The following is an 18,028-nucleotide window of genomic DNA, read 5'->3' on the forward strand; positions in this document are numbered from 1 at the left end:
CAAGCAAGAAGCCCAAGTTGCGCTGTGTCCTCCTCGGTGGACTGCCGCTTGCCGGCTTCGCCGAAGAGCACGCGCTGTGCGCGGGAGGGTTTAGTTAGAGGAGGCCGAGGTGGGTTAGTTCTGTTCGGGCGTGGGTGGGGCCGTGCCATTCGATGCCGGTCCATCCTGCTTCGACGGCGCCTGCCACGTTTTCCGGTCGGTCGTCGAAGAAGATGCAGTTCGATGAGCCGAGCAGGTTCGTCGTCGACGTCCAGATCTCCGGGGACGGCTTGGCCACGCCCAGGTCGCCGGAGAACACCAGGTGCTTGAAGTGTCTGGTCCAGGGCTTGTCGGCCAAGGCCTGGCCGAACGAGGAGGGTGCGTTCGACAGCAGTGCTAGCGGTACGCCGGCCGTCGACAAGTCCTCGACCAGGGACACGGCGGACGGGGAGGCGCGTAGCCACACCTCGAAGTCCGCTTGCTTCAGTTCCGCCGCCAAATCCTCGGTCACCTCGACGTCCAGGGCCTTTCCGACCGACTGCCAGTACTCCAGGTCGGACATCCCGTGGTCGTAGGCGAGGCGGAAGCTCCAGTAGACCTCTTCGAAGCGGGTGGCCGGCGCGTTGAGCAAGCCTGCCAGGTCGGTCAGGCCGGTGTGTGGCTCGCTGAGCACGTTGCCGTAGTCGAACACCACCCAGCGGGTCACGAGCTGACCGATCGGATGCGGCGCAGTGCCTCCGCCACGTCCTCCGCTGCCACGTCGCGGTGCAGCACGAACCGGACCTTGCCGGACATCGGGCCGGCGAACACGCCCAGGTGGCGCAGGCCGGTCAGGGTGACTTCCAGGTCTGGGACGCCGGCCAGGACGATGTTGGTCTGCGGTTCCACCACGTCCCAGCCCAGGTCGGTGAGGCCGCGTGCGAGTACCCGGGCGTTCTCGTGGTCTGCGGCCAGGTCGTCGATACGGTCGAGGCCTACCAGGCCGGCGGCTGCCAGGACGCCGCCCTGGCGCACGCCGCCGCCCAGCATCTTGCGGACCCGCCGGGCCTCGGCGACGAACGCCGCTGTGCCGGCCACGACGGAACCCACGGGTGCGCCTAGGCCCTTGCTCAGGCACACCTGCACGGTGTCCACGCCGACGGTCAGTGCGGCCGGGGGTACGCCCAAGGCCACTGAGGCGTTCCACAGCCGTGCCCCGTCGAGGTGCACCTTCAGGCCGGTGTCGCGGGCCGTTGACACCAGGAGGGCGTGCTCGTCTGGCGGGGTGACGGTGCCGCCGGCGGCGTTGTGGGTGTTCTCCAGGCACAGCAGGGTGGTGCGCAGGGAGTAGTACGGGCCGTCTGCGCCCGCAGCCGCGCGCACGGCCTCCGGGCTGAAGCGGCCTGGAGCGTCCCACTCCAGGGGGTGGGGCATGCCGCCGGCGATCCAGGCTGCGGTGCCCAGTTCGTTGTCCAGCACGTGGGCGCCGCGTGCGGCCAGGAAGCGGTCGCCGGGGCGTAGGTGGATGGTGAGGGCGATGAGGTTGCCCATCGAACCGGACGGCACCCACAGGGCCGCCTCCACGCCCAACAGGCCGGCGACCCGCTCTTCCAGGGCGAGCATGGTCGGGTCGTGTTCTAGCACGTCGTCGGCCACTTCGGCGGCGGACATCGCCAAGCGCATGGCCTCGTCGGGGCGGGTGACGGTGTCGGACCTGAAGTCCAGGGGTGCGAGCTGGGTCACGAATGGATCACATCACACGCGGCAAGGCCTTACCGCGTGCGGTCGTCGGTACCACGATGGGGGGTGACGCACGTCTCGACGAGGTGGCGTGCAACCGTGGGCGGCCCCTGTTCCGTCCGGTAGGTGCAAGCACGACGAGCGGAGAGAGTCCGCGTGGATCAGCGCGACGAGCAGGAGTTCGCGGAGTACTTCGCAGCTCGCCGGGAGGCCGTGCGCCGAACGGCGTTCCTGCTCTGTGGTGACTGGCACCGGGCGGACGACCTCGCGCAGACCGCGTTCGTCGCGTTGCACCGGAGGTGGCGGAAGGTCCGGGACAAGCAGGCCCTGGACGCCTACGTCCGCCGCACGCTGGTGCGCGCGGTGATCGACGAGTCTCGGCGGCCCTGGCGGCGCGAGCGGTTCGTGGACACGGTCCCGGACTCGCCCGTGCGGGACGGGGAGGTCGGTGACGCGGTGGCGACGCGCGAGACCCTGGTCGCGGGCTTGAAGCGGGTGCCGCCGAGGCAGCGGGCGGTGCTCGTGCTGCGGTTCCTGGAGGGCCTGGACGTGTCGGCCGCGGCCGAGGTGCTCGGGTGCTCCGAGGGGACCGTGAAGAGCCAGACCTCGCGCGGGCTGGAAGCCCTGCGGGAGGCGCTGGGTGACGCGATCGACGACCTGAGGCCCGCGTCGTGAAGGGGAGGTGCTGAGGTGGACGAGCGCAAGCTCGCGGAGCTGTTCCGCGACGCGTCGGGTGGTGCGCCGCCGCCGTCGTTCGACGTGGGCAGCGTGCGGGCCGAGTCGGCGCGGGTCACGGCCCGGCGTCGGACCCGGGTCGCGCTGGGCTCCACCCTGGCCGTCGTGCTGCTGGTCGGCGGCGTCTTGGTGGGCACGAACCTGACCAGGCAGTCGAACGAGCTGGCGACGTCCGCGGGTTCCGCTCAGGACGCCCCGTCCCCTAACCTCACCGCCAGTCCGTTCGCCGCGCAGGAGGGTGAACCGCGGGCCGAAACCGACCAGAGCGGCGGACTGCCGCCCAAGAGCATCCCCGACGACCCGTCTACGCAGGGGGACGGCACGTCGGGGACGACCGGTCGCGACGCGACCGGTGGCACCTCCGGGTGCCAGGAGGTGGACCGGGAGCTTGCCGTCGCCCTCGCCGACAAGCTCCCGGCCGCCGAAGGCCTCCAGCCCGCGCCGGCCGCCGCCCAGTGCCCGCCGGGGTCGCGGGGCGCGTCCTTCCTGGTCCGCGACGGGTCGATCCCGGGCGTGGTGTCGGTGGTGCTGGTGCCGAAGGGGACGTTGACCGTGTCCTCCGGTGCGACCGCCGAGGCGTCGAGCCCGGCGAAGACGGGTGTGGTGCACGTGCTGAGCGAACCTGAAGCCGGGTCGTCGGTGGCGCCGTTCGCGGCCGAGCTGGCGAGCCTGGCGCGGGAGATCGCGGCGGAGTTCTGAGCGACCGGGTTCACTAGTACCTTTCTCAGACGATGACTGCCGCAACGCCCAAGGGCGAGCGCCGTCGCCAGGCGCTGGTCGAAGCCGCCGCCGGCCTCCTGGTCGACGGCGGCTTCGACGCGGTCCGGCACCGCGCCGTCGCCGAACGCGCCGGCCTGCCGCTCGCGTCCACCACGTACTACTTCGACTCGCTGGACGAGCTGGTCACGGCCGCCCTGGAGTTCCACGGCCACGCCGAGCTGGCCTACGGCAAGGCCCGGCTGGACGAGCTGGACCCCGAGGAGTGCGGCGGCGAGGCGTTCATCGACCTCGTCCTGGACCTGCTGCTCGGCCCGCCCGCGGGCGACCGGGACGCCGAAGCCGTCCTGCTGCGCTACGAACGGCTCGTGGCCACCGGCCGCCGCCCCTACCTGCGGCCGTTGATGCGCAAGCTCAGCGGCGAGCTGCACGGGCTCCTGCTGGACATCTTCACCCGTGCCGGCCAGCCCGTCGGGCAGGAACGCGTGGAGGAGCTGATCGCCCTGGTCGACGGCGCGGTGGTGAACGCCCTGATCGAGATCAGCCCCGACCCGCGCTCCGCCGCCCGCCGGATGCTCGCCAAGGCCATGCACTCGCGCTGAAACCCGTGCAACCCCGTCGGTCCCCCGGCCGTGTTAGTGGTGGGAGGGTCCGGAAGGGGTACGGATGGGCAAGGCCGATGAGCAGGGCTTCCGCGAGTTCGCGGTGGGCCACGCCGCCGCGCTGCGGCGGACCGCCTACCTGTTCTGCGGCGACTGGCACACCGCGGAGGACCTGATGCAGGCCAGCCTCCTCAAGCTGTACCAGGCGTGGCACCGCGTCGAGTGGCGCGACAACCCCTCGGCGTACGCGCGCAAGATCCTCCTGCGCACGTGGCTGGACGAGAAGCGCAGACCGTGGCGGCGCGCCGAGCAGCGCGACGGCGAGGTCCCCGACCGGGCCGACCTGTCCGCGGACCCCGACCTGGCCGAGGAGAAGCTGTGGGCGCGGGACCTGGTGCACGCGGCCCTGCTGCACGTGCCGCCCCGCCAGCGGGCGGTGCTCGTGCTGCGGTACTTCGAGGACCTGTCGGTCAGCGACGTCGCGGTGGCGATGGGGTGCACCGAGGGGACGGTCAAGAGCCAGACGGCACGGGGACTGGTCGCGCTGCGCGCGGCCGTGGAGCAACTGGAGGCGGGGGCGGTGGTGGCGTCATGAGCGAAGCGGAGCTGAGGGAGAGCCTGCGCGCGGCGGTCGCGGACGAGCCGCCGCTGAACTTCGACCCCGACGTCCTGATCGCCCGCGCGGAGACCTTTCGCCGGCGCCGCCGGGCGCTGGTGGCGGTGGGTGTGGCGACTTTTGCGCTGATCGGGACCGTGCTCGCGCTGCCCGGCGTGCTGACGCCGCGCGAGACCGTCGACGCGGCCCGCGTGCTGACCACGACGGCGCCGACGTCGGCTCCGGCGCCGGCTTCGGTGGAGAGCCTGCCGATGACCTCGCCGGCGGTGCAGCCCGGCGAGGGCGTGAAGTACCTGTCCGGCTACCTGACCAAGCAGGTCCTCCAGGTCGTGCCGGGCGCGATCGACGCCAAGGCCGACTTCAGCGACACCCGGAAGCTCTCGGCCGGCTACGTCACCGGGTACGTGTACGTCTTCGACAAGGTGGGCATGACGAGCCTCACCGTCGAGCTGATCGTCCCGCCGGGTGCCGTGACCCGTGCCGCGTTCTGCGCGCCGGCGCGGTGCGACCCGTCGCGGATCCAGCCGGACGGCAGCCGCGTGGAGGTGGCGACCGCCGGCAGCGCGGACGGCGAGCCGGCGAGCACCGTCGTCGCCCACTTCCGCACCGACGGCACGGTGGTCATGATCACCGGCCACCCCTACGACGCCGGCCGGACCGGCGACACCCCCGCGCCGCCGCTGTCGCCCGACCAGCTGATCACCCTGGCCACCGACCCGCTGCTCAGCCTGACCGGCTGACCGGCTGACCGGCGGGGTGGGGCGCGGCAACTATCCTGTGGCGGTGACGAGCAAGCCCAGGATCGCCAATGTCCTCGCAGGTCGCTACGCCTCCACCGAGCTGGCCACGCTGTGGTCCGCCGAGCACAAGATCGTGCTGGAACGGCAGCTGTGGCTGGCGGTGCTCAAGGCCCAGGCCGAGCTCGGCGTCGCCGTGCCGGCCGAGGCGGTGGCCGACTACGAGCGGGTCGTCGACCAGGTCGACCTGAAGTCGATCGCCGACCGCGAGCGGGTGACCCGGCACGACGTGAAGGCCCGCATCGAGGAGTTCAACGCCCTCGCCGGCCACGAGCACGTCCACAAGGGCATGACCTCCCGCGACCTGACCGAGAACGTCGAGCAGCTCCAGGTGCTCCGGTCGCTGGAGCACGTCCGCGGCAAGACCGCCGCCGTCCTGGCCCGCCTGGCCCGCCTCGCGGCCGAGCACGCGGACCTGGTGATGGCGGGCCGCTCGCACAACGTGGCCGCCCAGGCCACCACCCTCGGCAAGCGCTTCGCCACGACCGCCGACGAGCTGCTGGTGGCGTTCCGGCGGCTGGACGAGCTGGTCGCCCGCTACCCGCTGCGCGGAGTGAAGGGGCCGGTCGGCACGGCCCAGGACATGCTCGACCTGCTCGACGGCGACCACGACAAGCTCGCCGAGCTGGAGCAGGCGGTGGCCGGCCACCTGGGCTTCGAACGCGTGCTGACCAGCGTCGGCCAGGTGTACCCGAGGTCGCTGGACTTCGACGTCGTGTCGTGCCTGGTGCAGCTGGCCGCCGGGCCGTCGAGCCTGGCCAAGACCATCCGCCTGATGGCGGGCCACGAACTGGTGACCGAGGGCTTCAAGCCCGGCCAGGTCGGCTCCAGCGCGATGCCGCACAAGATGAACACCAGGTCGTGCGAGCGGGTGAACGGCTTCGCGGTCATCCTGCGCGGCTACCTGTCGATGGTCGGCGAGCTGTCCGGCGACCAGTGGAACGAGGGCGACGTGTCGTGCTCGGTGGTCCGCCGGGTGGCGCTGCCGGACGCGTTCTTCGCCTTCGACGGGCTGCTGGAGACGTTCCTGACGGTGCTGGACGAGTTCGGCGCGTACCCGGCGGTGGTCGCCAACGAGCTGGACCGCTACCTGCCGTTCCTGGCCACGACCAAGGTCCTGATGGCCGCCGTCCGCAAGGGCGTGGGCCGCGAGACCGCCCACGAGGCCATCAAGGAGAACGCGGTGGCGGTGGCGCTGGCCATGCGCGAGCAGGGCGCGGGCAACGACCTGCTGGACCGGCTGGCGGCCGACTCGCGCCTGCCGCTGGACCGGGACGAGCTCCAAGCCCTGCTGGACGACCGGCTGTCGTTCACCGGGGTGGCGGGGCAGCAGGTCGCCGCCGTCGTGGCGCAGGTGGAGGACGTGCTGGCCAAGTTCCCGGCTGCGGCCGGTTATGCCCCGGAACCGATCCTCTAAGGCCGGGTCCAGTAGAGCTTGCCCCGCCGGGACTTCTCGCACACCAGCGGACGCCCGGCGGGGTCGTTCGCCGTCGCGCCCTCCGTCTCGCACGGGAGGCCCAGCAGCGCCACGTCCTTCCACGGCTGCTGGGTGGGCTGGACCTGGGTCGGCTCCGGCTGGACCTGCGCCGGGGGCTGGGTGACCGGCGGCGGGGGCGGTTCGGTGGTGCCGGCCACCGTCGTGGTCGCGGTCGTGGGAGCCGGGCGGACCGAGATGGAGGCGTTCGCCGGGACCGGGACCGAGGTCGGGGACGCGGTGATGCTCGGCACCGGTACCGGAGTGGGTGAGGCGTGGGGTTTGCCGCACGCGCCCAGGAGCAGCAGGCCCACGCCCACTGCCACCGGTGTCCAGACCGCTGTCCGTGCCGTCACGGGTAGCAGGGTAGGGGGCACCCGTCCGATACCCAAGCGCCCCTCACCCCACCCGCACTTCACCCGGCGTTCGCCCGCTCACAACCGGCCCGCCTCGATGATCCGCCGCAGGAACTGCCGGGTCCGCTCGTGCACCGGCTCGCCCAGCACCTGCCCGGGTGGTCCGGACTCGACCAGGCGACCCCCGTCCAGGAAGCACACCCGGTCGGCGACCTGACGCGCGAAGCCCATCTCGTGGGTGGCCATCAGGATCGTCCGGCCCTGCGCGGCCAGCTCCCTGACCAGCGCCAACACCTCGCCGACCAGTTCGGGGTCCAGCGCGCTGGTGATCTCGTCGAGCAGCAGCAGCCGGGGCGAGTAGGCCAGCGCCCGCGCGATGGCCACCCGCTGCTGCTGGCCGCCGGACAGCCGGTCCGGGTAGCTGCCGGCCCGGTCGGCCAGGCCCACCCGGTCCAGCAGCTCCAGCGCCGTCCGCTCCGCGTCACCCCGGGCCACGCCGTGCACCACGCGCGGCGCCAGGGTGATGTTGTCCAGCACGGTCATGTGCGGGAACAGGTTGAACGCCTGGAAGACGATGCCCATGCCCCGCCGGGCCACGTCGGCGTCCACCCGCGGGTCCGAGACGTCCACGCCGTCGAGCAGCACCTGCCCGTCGTCGAGCTCCTCCAGCAGGTTCACGCACCGCAGCAGCGTGGACTTGCCCGACCCGGACGACCCGATCAGCGCCACCACCTCGTGCTCCCGCACGTCGAGGTCGACGCCGTCGAGCACGGTGTTCGTGCCGTACCGCTTGACCAGGTTCCGCACGCTGAGCACCGGGGCGGTCATCGGCGACCCTCCCGGCGTTCCGCGCGCCGCGCCATCGCGTCGGCGAACCGCGCGGACGGCACCGCGAGCAGCACGAACAGCAGGCCGGCCAGCACGTACGGGGTGAAGTTGAACGACCGCGCCTGCTCGATCTGCGCCGCCCGCACCGCGTCCACCGCACCCAGCACCGAGATCAACCCGCAGTCCTTCTGCAACGCCACGAAGTCGTTCAGCAGCGCCGGCAGCACCCGCCGCACCGCCTGCGGCAGCACCACCAGCCGCAACGTCCGCCGCGGACCCAGCCCGAGCGACCGCGCCGCCGCGACCTGCGACGGATGGACCGATTCAATCCCGGCGCGGAACACCTCCGCCACATACGCGGTGTAGGTCAGCACCAGCGCCGCGCCGCCCAGCACCACGTAGTCGTTGGGCACGCCGGTCAGCCGCAGCGAGGGCAGCCCGAACCCCACCAGGTACAGGGTGATGATCAGCGGCATGCCGCGGAACAGGTCCACGTACGCCGTGGCCAGCGCCCGCACCGGGAACCACACCGGACCCCGCAGCGTGCGCAGCGCCGCCACGCCCAGCGCGAGCACCAGGATCAGCACACCGCACACCAGCAGCACGCGCAGGTTCAGCCACAGGCCTTCCAGCACCGCGGGCAGCGCGCGCCACGCCACGTCGACGTTGAAGAACGACTCCCGCACCCGCGGCCACCCCGGCGCGCCGGTGACCGTGGCGTACCCGACCGCCGCGAACACCAGGGTGGACAGCAGGGCGACCACCGTGGACCGCCGCGAGCGGAAGCGCTTGTACGCCAAGCGCTCCCGCTGCAAGTCGGAGACGGTCACTTCAGCTCGGGTGCGTTGCCCGCCGACGACAGCCACTCCTGCTCCAGCTTCGCGAGCGTGCCCTTCGAGCGCAGCGACTCGACGGCGTTGGAGACGCAGCCGGTGAGCGGGCTGCCCTTGTCCAGCACGATGCCGAACTGCTCGGGCCGCCCGTCGCCGCCGGGGACCTGGCCGACGATCTGGCCGTCCTCCAGCTCGGCGGAGGTGATGTAGAAGGCGGTCGGCAGGTCCACCACCAGCGCGTCGATCTGCCCGGCCCGCAGGGCGGCCTTGGCGTCGTCGTTGGTGTTGTAGACCGCCACGTCCTGCTCGGGCGACAGGCGCTTGGCCGCCTCGAACGACGTGGTGCCGACCTGGGCGCCGATCTTGACCTTCTTCACCTCGGCCAGCGTCTTCACCGAGGCGGCCTTGGACGACTTCAGGGTGATCAGCACCTGGTCCACGTCGTAGTACGGCGCGGAGAAGTCGACCGCCTGCTTGCGCTCCTCGGTGATGGAGAACTCGTTGATGTCGGCGTCGTAGGACTTCTTGCCGGGCTGGATGGCCGCGTTGAACGGCACCCGCGTCCACACGACGTCGGTCTTGGCGTAGCCGAGCTCCTCGGCGACGGCGTAGGCGACGGCCGACTCGAAGCCCTTGCCGTTGGTGGGGTCGTCGTCGACGAACCACGGCTGGTAGACGGGCTGGTCGGTGCCGAAGGTGATCTTGCCCGGCGTCAGGGTCGCCAGCTTGTCCTTGGTGCAGGCGACCCCGTCGACCTGGGTCGGGGTGGGCGCGGCCTGGTCCGCGGGGGCGCAGGCTGCCGCGAGCAGGGCGGTCACGGCGAGTATCAGTGCGGGTGCACGCATGGCAGGAATCTTGCCGCAGGTGGGAAGGGCCGCCCATGACCTGGGACGAAGTAGGCTTCGGGCCGTGCCCAAGCTCGCTGACTACCGCCAGATCGCGGCCGGCAAGGTCCGCAGCATCCACGAGGTGGACGACAAGCTGCTGCTGCTCGTCGCCTCGGACCGGATCTCGGCCTACGACCACGTCCTGACCACGCCCATCCCGGACAAGGGCCGCGTGCTCACCGCGATGAGCGTGTTCTGGTTCGAGAAGTTCGCGGACCTGGTGCCCCACCACCTGGTGGCGTGGGACGACCCGCGCATCCCGGCGGAGGTCCGGGGCCGGGCGCTGCTGGTCAAGCGGCTGGACATGGTGCAGGTCGAGTGCGTGGCGCGCGGCTACCTGACCGGGTCGGGCATGGTCGAGTACCAGCGGGGCGGCTCGGTGTGCGGGGTGCCGCTGCCGGAGGGGCTGGTCGAGGCGTCCGAGCTGGCATCGCCGATCTTCACGCCGGCGACGAAGGCGGAGATCGGGTCGCACGACGAGAACGTGTCCTTCGAGGTCGTGGTGGAGTCGGTGGGCCTGGACCTGGCCTCGCGGCTGCGGTCCGCGACGCTGGACATCTACGCGGCGGCCCGGGAGTTCGCCCGGTCGCGCGGGGTGATCCTGGCGGACACCAAGTTCGAGTTCGGCCTGGACGCGGACGGCACGCTGGTGCTGGGCGACGAGGTGCTGACGCCGGACTCGTCCCGCTACTGGCCGGCCGAGGGGTACGCGCCCGGCCGCGTGCAGCCGTCGTTCGACAAGCAGTACGTGCGGGACTGGCTGACCTCGGCGGAGTCCGGCTGGGACCGGGCGTCGGACACGCCGCCCCCGCCGCTGCCCGACGACGTGGTGGCCGCGACCCGCGCCCGGTACGTCGAGGCGTACGAGCGGATCACCGGGCTGTCGTTCGCCGACTGGATCTCGTAGCCGGTCGGCGGCCGTCCCGCGGCGGTGCGCGTCCCGCCGTCGGTGCGCGGACGCCGGAGTTTCGCGCGATCGGCCACGGCACGTCACCTGGTGGTCAGGCGGCCGACACGCCGGTGCGGCGCACTGGTGGGCATGGTCGCCACCCTCGTGGTTTCGCTGTCCGGCATCGGGCCGAGCACGTTCGCCCGGTGCGCCGACCTGGCCGACGAGCTGGACCGGCGGCGCGTGCCGCTGTCGCTGCTGCTCGCGCCGCGCAAGGCCGTGCCCGGCGAGGCGCTGGACTGGGTGCGGGCGCGGGTGCGCGGGGCGGACGCCCTGGTCCTGCACGGTTTCGACCACGACACCGACCCGTGCCGGCGCCCGGTGTCGCTGCGCAAGCGCGCCGAGTTCTCGGCGCTGCCCGCGCACGAGGCGGGGCTGCGGCTGGTCGCGGCCCGGTCCGCGCTGCACCGCCTGGGACTGGCCACCGACGCCTTCGCCCCGCCGAGCTGGCTCGCGTCACCGGGCACGCTGGTCGCGCTGCGCCGGCACCGGTTCGCGGTGTGCGCGGACATGGCGGGCGTGCGCGACCTGCGCACCGGTGACGTGCGGGCGGGCCGGGTGCGGATGGTGACCGAGCACTGGAGCTACCTGGCGGGCGTGGGCCGGGCGGCTCGGCGCGGCGGGTTCGTGCGGGTGGGCGTGGACGCCGCCGACCTGGACCGCCTGCGCGACCCGTTGCTGGAGGCCGTGGACATCGCCCTGCACCACGGTGCCCTGCCTGGGGTCTACAGCTCCGCGGACTCGCCCCTGGGCAGCACCCTGAACTCGGTGCCCTCGGGCGCGGTGGTCGACAGGACCCGGTAGTAGATCTCGGTCCGGGACACGATCGCCTCGTGGATCGGCACGGCGATCCGCGGGCGGACCTCCGCGATGAAGTCGGCGGCCTCGGAGACCTTCAGCCACGGCGCGGCGGTCGGCACGGCCAGTATGTCCACCTTCTGCTCGGGCACGGTCAGCGAGTCGCCCGGGTGGTAGAAGGCGCCGTGGTCGACCAGGTAGCCCACGTTGGTCGGCACCTCCACGGACGGGTGGATCTCCGCGTGCGGCGCGTCGAGGACGTGGACGTACGCCCCGGCGATGTCCAGCACGTCACCCGGTCGGGCGGGGGTGGCGCCGTCCAGCTCGTCGGCCGCGTAAAGGGCCGCCCGCGGGTTGTTCGCCAGCAGGTCGGGCAGCCGTGCGGGGTCCAGGTGATCGGGGTGGCGGTGGGTCACCAGCACCGCGTCCAGGTCCCTGACCTCCTCGAACCCGGTCGACCAGGCGCCGGGGTCGAACAGCAGGCGGGCGGAGCCGGTGTCGACGAGCACGCACGAGTGTCCGAAGTGGACGATTCGCATCCTGGCAGCCTTTCGCGTGGAGTACCGACGTTCGGCGGGGAGACACGTACGGGTGACGTGAGGAACATCACCTCGTGTAGTTGTCCCTGCGACACAACGTGAGGTGAACACAGTGCGGAGCACCCTGCGCCTCCTCGCTGCCGCCCTGCTCGTTGTACCCGTGCTGGCGGGAACCGCAACCGCCGCCACCGCGGAACAGCACTTCGAGCAGACCCAGAAGGTCGGCCAGGACGAGGTCGTCTCGACCGTCGTCGGCGGCCGGTCCTCCGAGACCACGATCTCCCGTCCCGGGTCGTGGTACCTCAAGGCCCACTTCAGCGCCCTGCGGCTGGTGGGAGGCGACGTCCTGACCGTCGCCAACCCCGCCGGCACCGAGTCCTACCGGTACACCGCCGACCCGCTCGCGTCCGGCACCGCGTCGGCGGACGCCACCGGGTTCTGGGCCATGTCGATCACCGGTGACCGCGCGGTCGTCGCGATCAAGGGCCGGGACGGCGGCGCGCCCCACCCGGCGTCCCGCGTCAAGCTCGACAAGATCACCCGCGGCTTCACCGACGCCGAACTGGCCCGGGAAGCGGAGATCGCGCCGAAGAGCATCTGCGGCACCAACGACTACCGCGACGTCGCCTGCTACCAGACGTCGAACCCGACCGAGTTCGGCCGGACCAAGTCGGTCGCCAAGCTGCTGCGCAACGGCGGGTCGCTGTGCACGGCGTGGCGGGTCGGCCCCAACAACCGGATGCTGACCAACAACCACTGCTTCACCAGCGGCACCGGCATCGAGGTGTGGTTCAACTACCAGTGCCCGACGTGCGGCGGGACGACCTCCGCGACCGTCACCAAGGTGCTGGTGTCGTCGGTGCTGAAGACCAGCGCCGCGTTGGACTACACGCTGTTCAGCGTCACCAACTTCACCACCATCAGCTCGTTCGGCTACCTGGAGCTGGACGCGCGCGTGCCGGCCGTGGGCGAGGAGATGTACGTCGTCGGCCACCCGGCGGGCAAGCTGAAGAAGCTGTCCCTGCGCGACGACCAGAACGGCGGCGGGTACTGCAAGGTGACCGCGGTGCGGGTCAACGGCGACTCGTCGCAGTCCGACATCGCCTACAAGTGCGACACCGAGGGCGGCTCGTCCGGCTCGCCGGTGCTGTCCCGGCGGACGCACAAGGTCATCGGCCTGCACCACTGGGGCGGGTGCCCGAACCAGGGCGTGCGGATCGACCTGATCGCAGCCCAGGTCAACCCCCTGCTGTGAGCCGCTCCGGTCACCCCACCGCGGTGAGCAGCTTCGGTCAGCCCACCGCGGTGAGCAGCTCGGCCTCGACGTCCGCGGGCAGCCCCGCGCGGCGCTGACGGTCCAGCCCGAGGCCGCGCTCGTACCCCAGCGAGTCGAGCGCGGTCTCGGCCGTGGGCCGCGGCTTGAGCCCAGCAGCCAACGCCGGACCGGCGTCCCGGAACATCAGTGCGCGGTGCGAGGCCGGCAGCCACAACGGCAAGCTCCGCGGCCCGGCCCAGGGCGCGATGCTGTGCTCTTCGAGGACCTTCTCGGGGACGCGCACCAGTTCCGTGCCGGGCGGTGCGGTGGCCCCGGCGATCTCGCCGAGCAGGAGGCTGAGCGGGTTCGAGGGCCCGATGGCGTCGAAGGTGCCAGTGGTGCCGTTCTCGGCAGAGTCGACGATCCAGGCGGCCAGGTCCCGGACGTCGACGTGCTGGGCAGGCTGATCGGGCACGTCCGGCACCACGACCCGGCCACCCCGGGAGAGCCGGGCAGGCCAGTACCCGAACCGGTCGCTGGTGTCTCCAGGCCCAGTGATCAACCCCGCACGCACGATAAATGCGTCCCGCACCTCTTTGATCGCGTTCTCACTGGCGACCTTCACACTGCCGTAGCGCTCAGGCGACATCGGGGCGTCGGGATCGTCCTCCAACGGCGGAAGGGTTTCCATGCTGCCCGGCGTCGCGTGATCGGCGTACACGGAACAGGTCGACACAAACGCCCAATGCCGCGCCCGAATGGATCGAACGGCATCCCGAACCCAGGTCACACTCCGCGCCACATCCACAACCCCGTCGAACACCTCGCCATCCAACGCCCCAAGCCCAAGATTCCGATCCACCGGAACATGAACGGCCCCCTCCGGCACCACCCCGGACTCCCCACGAGCCGCACAAACAACGTCATGCCCCCGCCGAACCCCCTCAACAGCCACAGCCCGCCCGAGGAAGACCGTCCCACCCAGCACCAGGATCCGCATGATCCCCACCCTGCGACCCCCACGCCCCCATCGCCAGCCGATCAGCCCACGGCGAACGCAAGGGGCGGCCGGTAGGAGGTCGTGACCGTGCACCCCTTCGTCGACGAATCCCGCCGCCAGGACACGTACTACCTGGCAGCTCGTTGAGCCCGCCACCGGCGCCTGCTGCGGTCGCAGGCGCGTGGGTTGCTTCTGCCGGGCCGGTGGGAGTTGCACTTGAAGAAGGAGAAGCCGCAGCGGAGGCGGGCGATCCTGTCGGAGGTGGCGGCCTTCGGACATCGCGGCCTGGTGTCACGGCGCGGGCGGCGATTGGGCTCGGCGGATCGCCCCCGTGATCGGCTCCGTCATCCGCCTCGACCAGCCCGACAAAGCGCGAAGCGTGGCCGCCGACCGTCCGGACGGGGACCACGCTCACTTCTCCGGCTTACGGGCCGAAGCTGCCCCCAGGCTAGCGCTGGACTGGCCCGGAACCCGCGCTCTCGATCGGGTGAACCCAGGTGAACGTGTGCCCCCCGACACCTGTGAAGTTGATGAACACCCAGGTCAGGTAGGCTTCGGCAGTACCGCCAGCCCTCCTACCAGGGAGCAGCCTGTCGTGGCCCGAGTCGTCGTCGACGTCATGCCGAAGCCCGAGATCCTCGACCCGCAAGGACAGGCGGTGGCCAATGCGCTGCCCCGTCTCGGGTTCGACGGAGTCACCACTGTCCGTCAGGGCAAGCACTTCGAGCTGGAGGTCGCCGACGACGTCGACGACGCCACGCTCGCCAAGATCGCCGAGACGTTCCTCGCCAACCCCGTGATCGAGGACTGGGTCGTCCGGCGGGTCGACGCATGAAGGTCGGGGTCATCACCTTTCCCGGCACGTTGGACGACGTCGACGCGGCCCGTGCCGTCAAGTACGCGGGTGGCGAGGCGGTCAGCCTGTGGCACGCCGACCACGACCTGAAGGGCGTGGACGCGGTCATCGTGCCCGGGGGGTTTTCCTACGGCGACTACCTGCGCTGCGGCGCCATCGCCCGGTTCGCCCCGGTGATGCAGGAAGTGGTCGAGGCCGCGAACAAGGGGATGCCCGTGCTGGGCATCTGCAACGGCTTCCAGATCCTGTGCGAGGCGCACCTGCTGCCCGGCGCGCTGATCCGCAACCACAAGCTGCACTTCGTGTGCCGCGACCAGTGGCTGAAGGTCGAGAACAACCAGACCGCCTGGACCACCCGCTACGACCAGGGCGCCGAGATCCTCGTCCCGCTCAAGTCCGGTGAGGGCGGCTACCAGGCCGACCAGCACACCCTGGACGAGCTGGAGGGCGAAGGGCGCGTGGTGTTCCGCTACGTCGGCGACAACCCGAACGGCTCGCGCAACGGCATCGCCGGCATCACCAGCGCCAACGGCCGCGTGGTCGGCCTCATGCCGCACCCGGAGCACGCGATCGACGCCCTCACCGGCCCGACCGACGACGGCCTGGGCATGTTCCTGTCCCTGCTCGACGCGGTGGTGAGCGCATGAGCCTCGACACGGTCAAGAACGCGGAGTCCACGCCCGACCAGGAGCAGCCCTACAAGGAGCTGGGCCTGAAGGACGACGAGTACGCCCGCATCCGCGAGATCCTCGGCCGCCGCCCCACGGACGCCGAGCTGGCGATGTACTCGGTCATGTGGAGCGAGCACTGCTCCTACAAGTCGTCCAAGGTGCACCTGAAGTACTTCAGCGAGACCACCACCGACGAGATGCGCGCCAAGATGCTCGCGGGCATCGGCGAGAACGCGGGCGTGGTCGACATCGGCGACGGCTGGGCGATCACCTTCAAGGTCGAGAGCCACAACCACCCGTCGTACGTCGAGCCCTACCAGGGCGCGGCGACCGGCGTCGGCGGCATCGTGCGCGACATCCTCGCGATGGGCGCCCGGCCGCTGGCCGTGATGGACCCGCTGCGGTTCGGTCCCGCCGACGCCCCCGACACCCGCCGGGTGCTGCCCGGGATCGTCGCCGGCGTCGGCGGCTACGGCAACTGCCTGGGCCTGCCCAACATCGGCGGCGAGGTCGTCTTCGACGAGTCGTACTCGGGGAACCCGCTGGTCAACGCCCTGTGCGTGGGCTCGATGCGGGTCGAGGACCTGCACCTGGCGCACGCCTCCGGCGCGGGCAACAAGATCATCCTGTACGGCGCTCGGACCGGCCTCGACGGCATCGGCGGCGTGTCGGTGCTGGCGTCGGAGACCTTCGACGACACCGCCGGCAAGCGCAAGAAGCTGCCCAGCGTCCAGGTGGGCGACCCGTTCACCGAGAAGGTGCTGATCGAGTGCTCGCTGGAGCTGTTCCGGCAGAAGCTCGTCGTCGGCATCCAGGACCTCGGCGGCGCGGGCCTGTCGTGCGCGACCTCGGAGCTGGCCAGCGCCGGTGACGGCGGCATGCGCGTCCAGCTGGACCGGGTGCCGCTGCGCGCCTCCGGCATGACGCCCGCCGAGGTGCTGTCCAGCGAGTCGCAGGAGCGCATGTGCGCGGTCGTGCGGCCGGAGGACGTGGACGCGTTCATGGCCGTGTGCGCCAAGTGGGACGTGATCGCCACCGAGATCGGCGAGGTGACCGAAGGCGACCGCCTGGTCATCACCTGGCACGACGAGGTCGTGGTCGACGTCCCGCCGCGCACGGTCGCCCACGAGGGTCCCGTCTACAACCGCCCGGTGCAGCGCCCCGCCGACCAGGACGCGTTGCAGGCGGACACCCCGGACCGCTTGGCGAAGCCCGCGAACGACGAGCTGCTGGCCTTGATCAAGACGATGGCCGCGTCGCCGAACCTGGCGTCCCGGCAGTGGGTCACCCAGCAGTACGACCGCTACGTGCGCGGCGGCACGGTGCTGGCCCAGCCCGCCGACTCCGGCATGATCCGGATCGACGAGGACACCCACCGAGGCGTCGCCCTCTCCACGGACTGCAACGGCCGCTACACCAAGCTCGACCCGTACACGGGCGCGAAACTGGCCTTGGCCGAGGCGTACCGCAACGTGGCGACAACCGGCGCAACCCCGGTAGCCGTCACCAACTGCCTCAACTTCGGCTCCCCCGAGGACCCGGCCGTGATGTGGCAGTTCGAACAGGCCGTGAAGGGCCTCGCGGACGGCTGCGTGGAGCTGGGCATCCCGGTCACCGGCGGCAACGTCAGCTTCTACAACCAAACCGGCGCAACAGCCATCCTCCCCACCCCGGTCGTGGGCGTACTCGGCGTCATCGACGACGTCCGCCGCCGCACCCCGACCGGCATCGGCGCGGAGGCCGGCGAAACCCTGCTCCTCCTGGGCGAGACGCACGAGGAATTCGGCGGCTCGGAATGGGCCCACGTCATCCACGGCCACTTGGGCGGCCTCCCGCCGCGTGTGGACCTGGCGCGGGAGAAGCTCCTGGCTGAGGTCCTGGTGGCGGGCTCGCGCGACGGGATGCTGTCGGCGGCCCATGACCTGGCTGAGGGTGGCCTGGCACAGGCTCTGGTGGAGACGTGCCTGATCGGCGAGACCGGTGTTCGGGTGTTCCTGGAAGGGGACCTGTTCACCGAGCTGTTCAGCGAGTCGGCGGGGCGGGTGCTGGTCGCGGTTCCTCGGACGGAGGAGCTGCGGTTCACCGACATGTGCACGGCTCGCGGGCTGCCGTGGCGCAAGGTCGGCGTGGTGGACCCGGAGTCGCGGGCGCTGGAGATCCAGGGGCTGGGTGAGCTGGGTCTGGACGAGCTGCGCACGGCTTGGGAAGGCACCCTCCCGGCTCTGTTCGACTGAGCGGGATGTAGGTAGCGGAAGGCGCGCGGTGGCTCCGGCCCCGCGCGCCTTCCGCGTTCTCGCACATACACGCACGGCCAGCACGGCTTTTGCGCGCGAAGCGCGGCCTTCGCGCGCGGAGCGCGCGGTAGGTGTTACCTACAAGTGGAGGGCCTCGGTTCCCCCACCGTATGGCCTGCCCGA

20 protein-coding genes are annotated in these 18,028 nt (G+C 71.5%); 12 read left to right on the forward strand and 8 right to left on the reverse strand.

Annotated features, from left to right (window positions below; all coding sequences use genetic code 11):
* Window positions 1-94: 94 nt before the first annotated feature.
* Complete coding sequence (locus WBN91_RS34150) at window positions 95-685, reverse strand: HAD family hydrolase (RefSeq protein WP_337728464.1); 591 nt, start codon at window positions 683-685, stop codon at window positions 95-97.
* The gene (locus WBN91_RS34155; protein ID WP_337728463.1) at window positions 682-1,701 is read right to left on the reverse strand and encodes a threonine aldolase family protein; all 1,020 of its coding nucleotides are present in this window, start codon (window positions 1,699-1,701) and stop codon (window positions 682-684) included. The genes WBN91_RS34150 and WBN91_RS34155 overlap by 4 nt, the downstream gene beginning before the upstream one ends.
* Window positions 1,702-1,854: 153 nt before the next feature.
* On the opposite strand from WBN91_RS34155, the gene WBN91_RS34160 reads away from it, so the two are divergent.
* The 6 genes from WBN91_RS34160 to purB all read left to right on the forward strand — a co-directional run bounded on the left by WBN91_RS34160 (window position 1,855) and on the right by purB (window position 6,582).
* Entirely contained in the window at window positions 1,855-2,373 is a 519-nt protein-coding gene (locus WBN91_RS34160; protein ID WP_337728462.1) for a SigE family RNA polymerase sigma factor, read from the forward strand.
* A 15-nt stretch (window positions 2,374-2,388) separates the two neighbouring features.
* Window positions 2,389-3,132, forward strand: a complete 744-nt coding sequence (locus WBN91_RS34165; RefSeq protein ID WP_337728461.1) for a hypothetical protein — start codon at window positions 2,389-2,391, stop codon at window positions 3,130-3,132.
* 32 nt (window positions 3,133-3,164) lie between these two features.
* Complete coding sequence (locus tag WBN91_RS34170; protein WP_337728460.1) at window positions 3,165-3,752, forward strand: TetR/AcrR family transcriptional regulator; 588 nt, start codon at window positions 3,165-3,167, stop codon at window positions 3,750-3,752.
* A gap of 64 nt (window positions 3,753-3,816) precedes the next feature.
* Complete coding sequence (locus tag WBN91_RS34175) at window positions 3,817-4,347, forward strand: RNA polymerase sigma factor (protein ID WP_337728459.1); 531 nt, start codon at window positions 3,817-3,819, stop codon at window positions 4,345-4,347.
* Complete coding sequence (locus WBN91_RS34180; RefSeq protein WP_337728458.1) at window positions 4,344-5,108, forward strand: hypothetical protein; 765 nt, start codon at window positions 4,344-4,346, stop codon at window positions 5,106-5,108. Before WBN91_RS34175 ends, WBN91_RS34180 begins: the two co-directional genes overlap by 4 nt.
* A gap of 43 nt (window positions 5,109-5,151) precedes the next feature.
* Window positions 5,152-6,582, forward strand: coding sequence for an adenylosuccinate lyase (gene purB, locus WBN91_RS34185; RefSeq protein ID WP_337728457.1), 1,431 nt, complete (start codon window positions 5,152-5,154; stop codon window positions 6,580-6,582).
* Here the strand turns inward: purB and WBN91_RS34190 are convergent.
* The 4 genes from WBN91_RS34190 to WBN91_RS34205 form a co-directional block, all read right to left on the reverse strand.
* On the reverse strand, window positions 6,579-6,995 hold the full coding sequence (locus WBN91_RS34190) for a hypothetical protein (protein ID WP_337728456.1): 417 nt from the start codon (window positions 6,993-6,995) through the stop codon (window positions 6,579-6,581). The two genes, purB and WBN91_RS34190, sit on opposite strands and share 4 nt — an antisense overlap.
* Before the next feature lie 78 nt (window positions 6,996-7,073).
* Entirely contained in the window at window positions 7,074-7,823 is a 750-nt protein-coding gene (locus tag WBN91_RS34195; protein ID WP_337728455.1) for an amino acid ABC transporter ATP-binding protein, read from the reverse strand.
* Complete coding sequence (locus WBN91_RS34200) at window positions 7,820-8,653, reverse strand: amino acid ABC transporter permease (protein ID WP_337728454.1); 834 nt, start codon at window positions 8,651-8,653, stop codon at window positions 7,820-7,822. Before WBN91_RS34200 ends, WBN91_RS34195 begins: the two co-directional genes overlap by 4 nt.
* Window positions 8,650-9,501 carry an ABC transporter substrate-binding protein gene (locus WBN91_RS34205; RefSeq protein ID WP_337728453.1) on the reverse strand — a complete coding sequence of 284 codons (852 nt, stop codon included), beginning with the start codon at window positions 9,499-9,501 and terminating at the stop codon, window positions 8,650-8,652. The genes WBN91_RS34200 and WBN91_RS34205 overlap by 4 nt, the downstream gene beginning before the upstream one ends.
* Window positions 9,502-9,565: 64 nt before the next feature.
* Between WBN91_RS34205 and WBN91_RS34210 the strand changes: the two genes are divergently transcribed.
* On the forward strand, window positions 9,566-10,450 hold the full coding sequence (locus tag WBN91_RS34210) for a phosphoribosylaminoimidazolesuccinocarboxamide synthase (protein WP_337728452.1): 885 nt from the start codon (window positions 9,566-9,568) through the stop codon (window positions 10,448-10,450).
* A gap of 132 nt (window positions 10,451-10,582) precedes the next feature.
* Window positions 10,583-11,296, forward strand: a complete 714-nt coding sequence (locus WBN91_RS34215) for a DUF2334 domain-containing protein (protein WP_337728451.1) — start codon at window positions 10,583-10,585, stop codon at window positions 11,294-11,296.
* Here WBN91_RS34215 and WBN91_RS34220 read toward each other — a convergent pair.
* Window positions 11,218-11,829 carry an MBL fold metallo-hydrolase gene (locus WBN91_RS34220; protein WP_337728450.1) on the reverse strand — a complete coding sequence of 204 codons (612 nt, stop codon included), beginning with the start codon at window positions 11,827-11,829 and terminating at the stop codon, window positions 11,218-11,220. The genes WBN91_RS34215 and WBN91_RS34220 overlap by 79 nt on opposite strands.
* A gap of 112 nt (window positions 11,830-11,941) precedes the next feature.
* On the opposite strand from WBN91_RS34220, the gene WBN91_RS34225 reads away from it, so the two are divergent.
* Window positions 11,942-13,084, forward strand: coding sequence for a trypsin-like serine peptidase (locus WBN91_RS34225; protein ID WP_337728449.1), 1,143 nt, complete (start codon window positions 11,942-11,944; stop codon window positions 13,082-13,084).
* Between the two features lie 37 nt (window positions 13,085-13,121).
* On the opposite strand, the gene WBN91_RS34230 is transcribed toward WBN91_RS34225, so the two are convergent.
* Window positions 13,122-14,363: an NAD-dependent epimerase/dehydratase family protein gene (locus WBN91_RS34230; protein ID WP_337729430.1), complete on the reverse strand. Its 1,242-nt coding sequence runs from the start codon at window positions 14,361-14,363 to the stop codon at window positions 13,122-13,124.
* 316 nt (window positions 14,364-14,679) lie between these two features.
* Here WBN91_RS34230 and purS point away from each other — a divergent pair, with 316 nt between their 5' ends.
* The 3 genes from purS to purL are packed head-to-tail and all read left to right on the forward strand — an operon-like array spanning window position 14,680 to window position 17,845.
* Window positions 14,680-14,919 (forward strand): phosphoribosylformylglycinamidine synthase subunit PurS, encoded by a 240-nt coding sequence (gene purS / locus WBN91_RS34235; RefSeq protein WP_121224334.1) that lies wholly within the window; start codon window positions 14,680-14,682, stop codon window positions 14,917-14,919.
* A complete protein-coding gene (purQ, locus tag WBN91_RS34240; RefSeq protein ID WP_337728447.1) occupies window positions 14,916-15,587 on the forward strand; it encodes a phosphoribosylformylglycinamidine synthase subunit PurQ in 672 nt (223 codons plus the stop codon). Before purS ends, purQ begins: the two co-directional genes overlap by 4 nt.
* Entirely contained in the window at window positions 15,584-17,845 is a 2,262-nt protein-coding gene (gene purL, locus WBN91_RS34245) for a phosphoribosylformylglycinamidine synthase subunit PurL (protein WP_337728446.1), read from the forward strand. The genes purQ and purL overlap by 4 nt, the downstream gene beginning before the upstream one ends.
* Window positions 17,846-18,028 lie beyond the last annotated feature (183 nt).

The sequence above is a fragment of the Saccharothrix sp. CCNWYY140 genome, assembly GCF_037401995.1.
GTDB lineage: Bacteria > Actinomycetota > Actinomycetes > Mycobacteriales > Pseudonocardiaceae > Actinosynnema.

Excerpts from the sequence above, each read along its gene's own strand:
- WBN91_RS34170 (WP_337728460.1), top strand. The coding sequence starts at position 3,165 with ATGACTGCCGCAACGCCCAAGGGCGAGCGCCGTCGCCAGGCGCTGGTC.
- WBN91_RS34175 (WP_337728459.1), top strand. The coding sequence starts at position 3,817 with ATGGGCAAGGCCGATGAGCAGGGCTTCCGCGAGTTCGCGGTGGGCCAC.
- WBN91_RS34180 (WP_337728458.1), top strand. The coding sequence starts at position 4,344 with ATGAGCGAAGCGGAGCTGAGGGAGAGCCTGCGCGCGGCGGTCGCGGAC.
- WBN91_RS34195 (WP_337728455.1), bottom strand. The coding sequence starts at position 7,823 with ATGACCGCCCCGGTGCTCAGCGTGCGGAACCTGGTCAAGCGGTACGGC.
- WBN91_RS34205 (WP_337728453.1), bottom strand. The coding sequence starts at position 9,501 with ATGCGTGCACCCGCACTGATACTCGCCGTGACCGCCCTGCTCGCGGCA.
- WBN91_RS34215 (WP_337728451.1), top strand. The coding sequence starts at position 10,583 with ATGGTCGCCACCCTCGTGGTTTCGCTGTCCGGCATCGGGCCGAGCACG.
- WBN91_RS34220 (WP_337728450.1), bottom strand. The coding sequence starts at position 11,829 with ATGCGAATCGTCCACTTCGGACACTCGTGCGTGCTCGTCGACACCGGC.
- WBN91_RS34230 (WP_337729430.1), bottom strand. The coding sequence starts at position 14,363 with ATGTCCGAAGGCCGCCACCTCCGACAGGATCGCCCGCCTCCGCTGCGG.
- purQ (WP_337728447.1), top strand. The coding sequence starts at position 14,916 with ATGAAGGTCGGGGTCATCACCTTTCCCGGCACGTTGGACGACGTCGAC.
- purL (WP_337728446.1), top strand. The coding sequence starts at position 15,584 with ATGAGCCTCGACACGGTCAAGAACGCGGAGTCCACGCCCGACCAGGAG.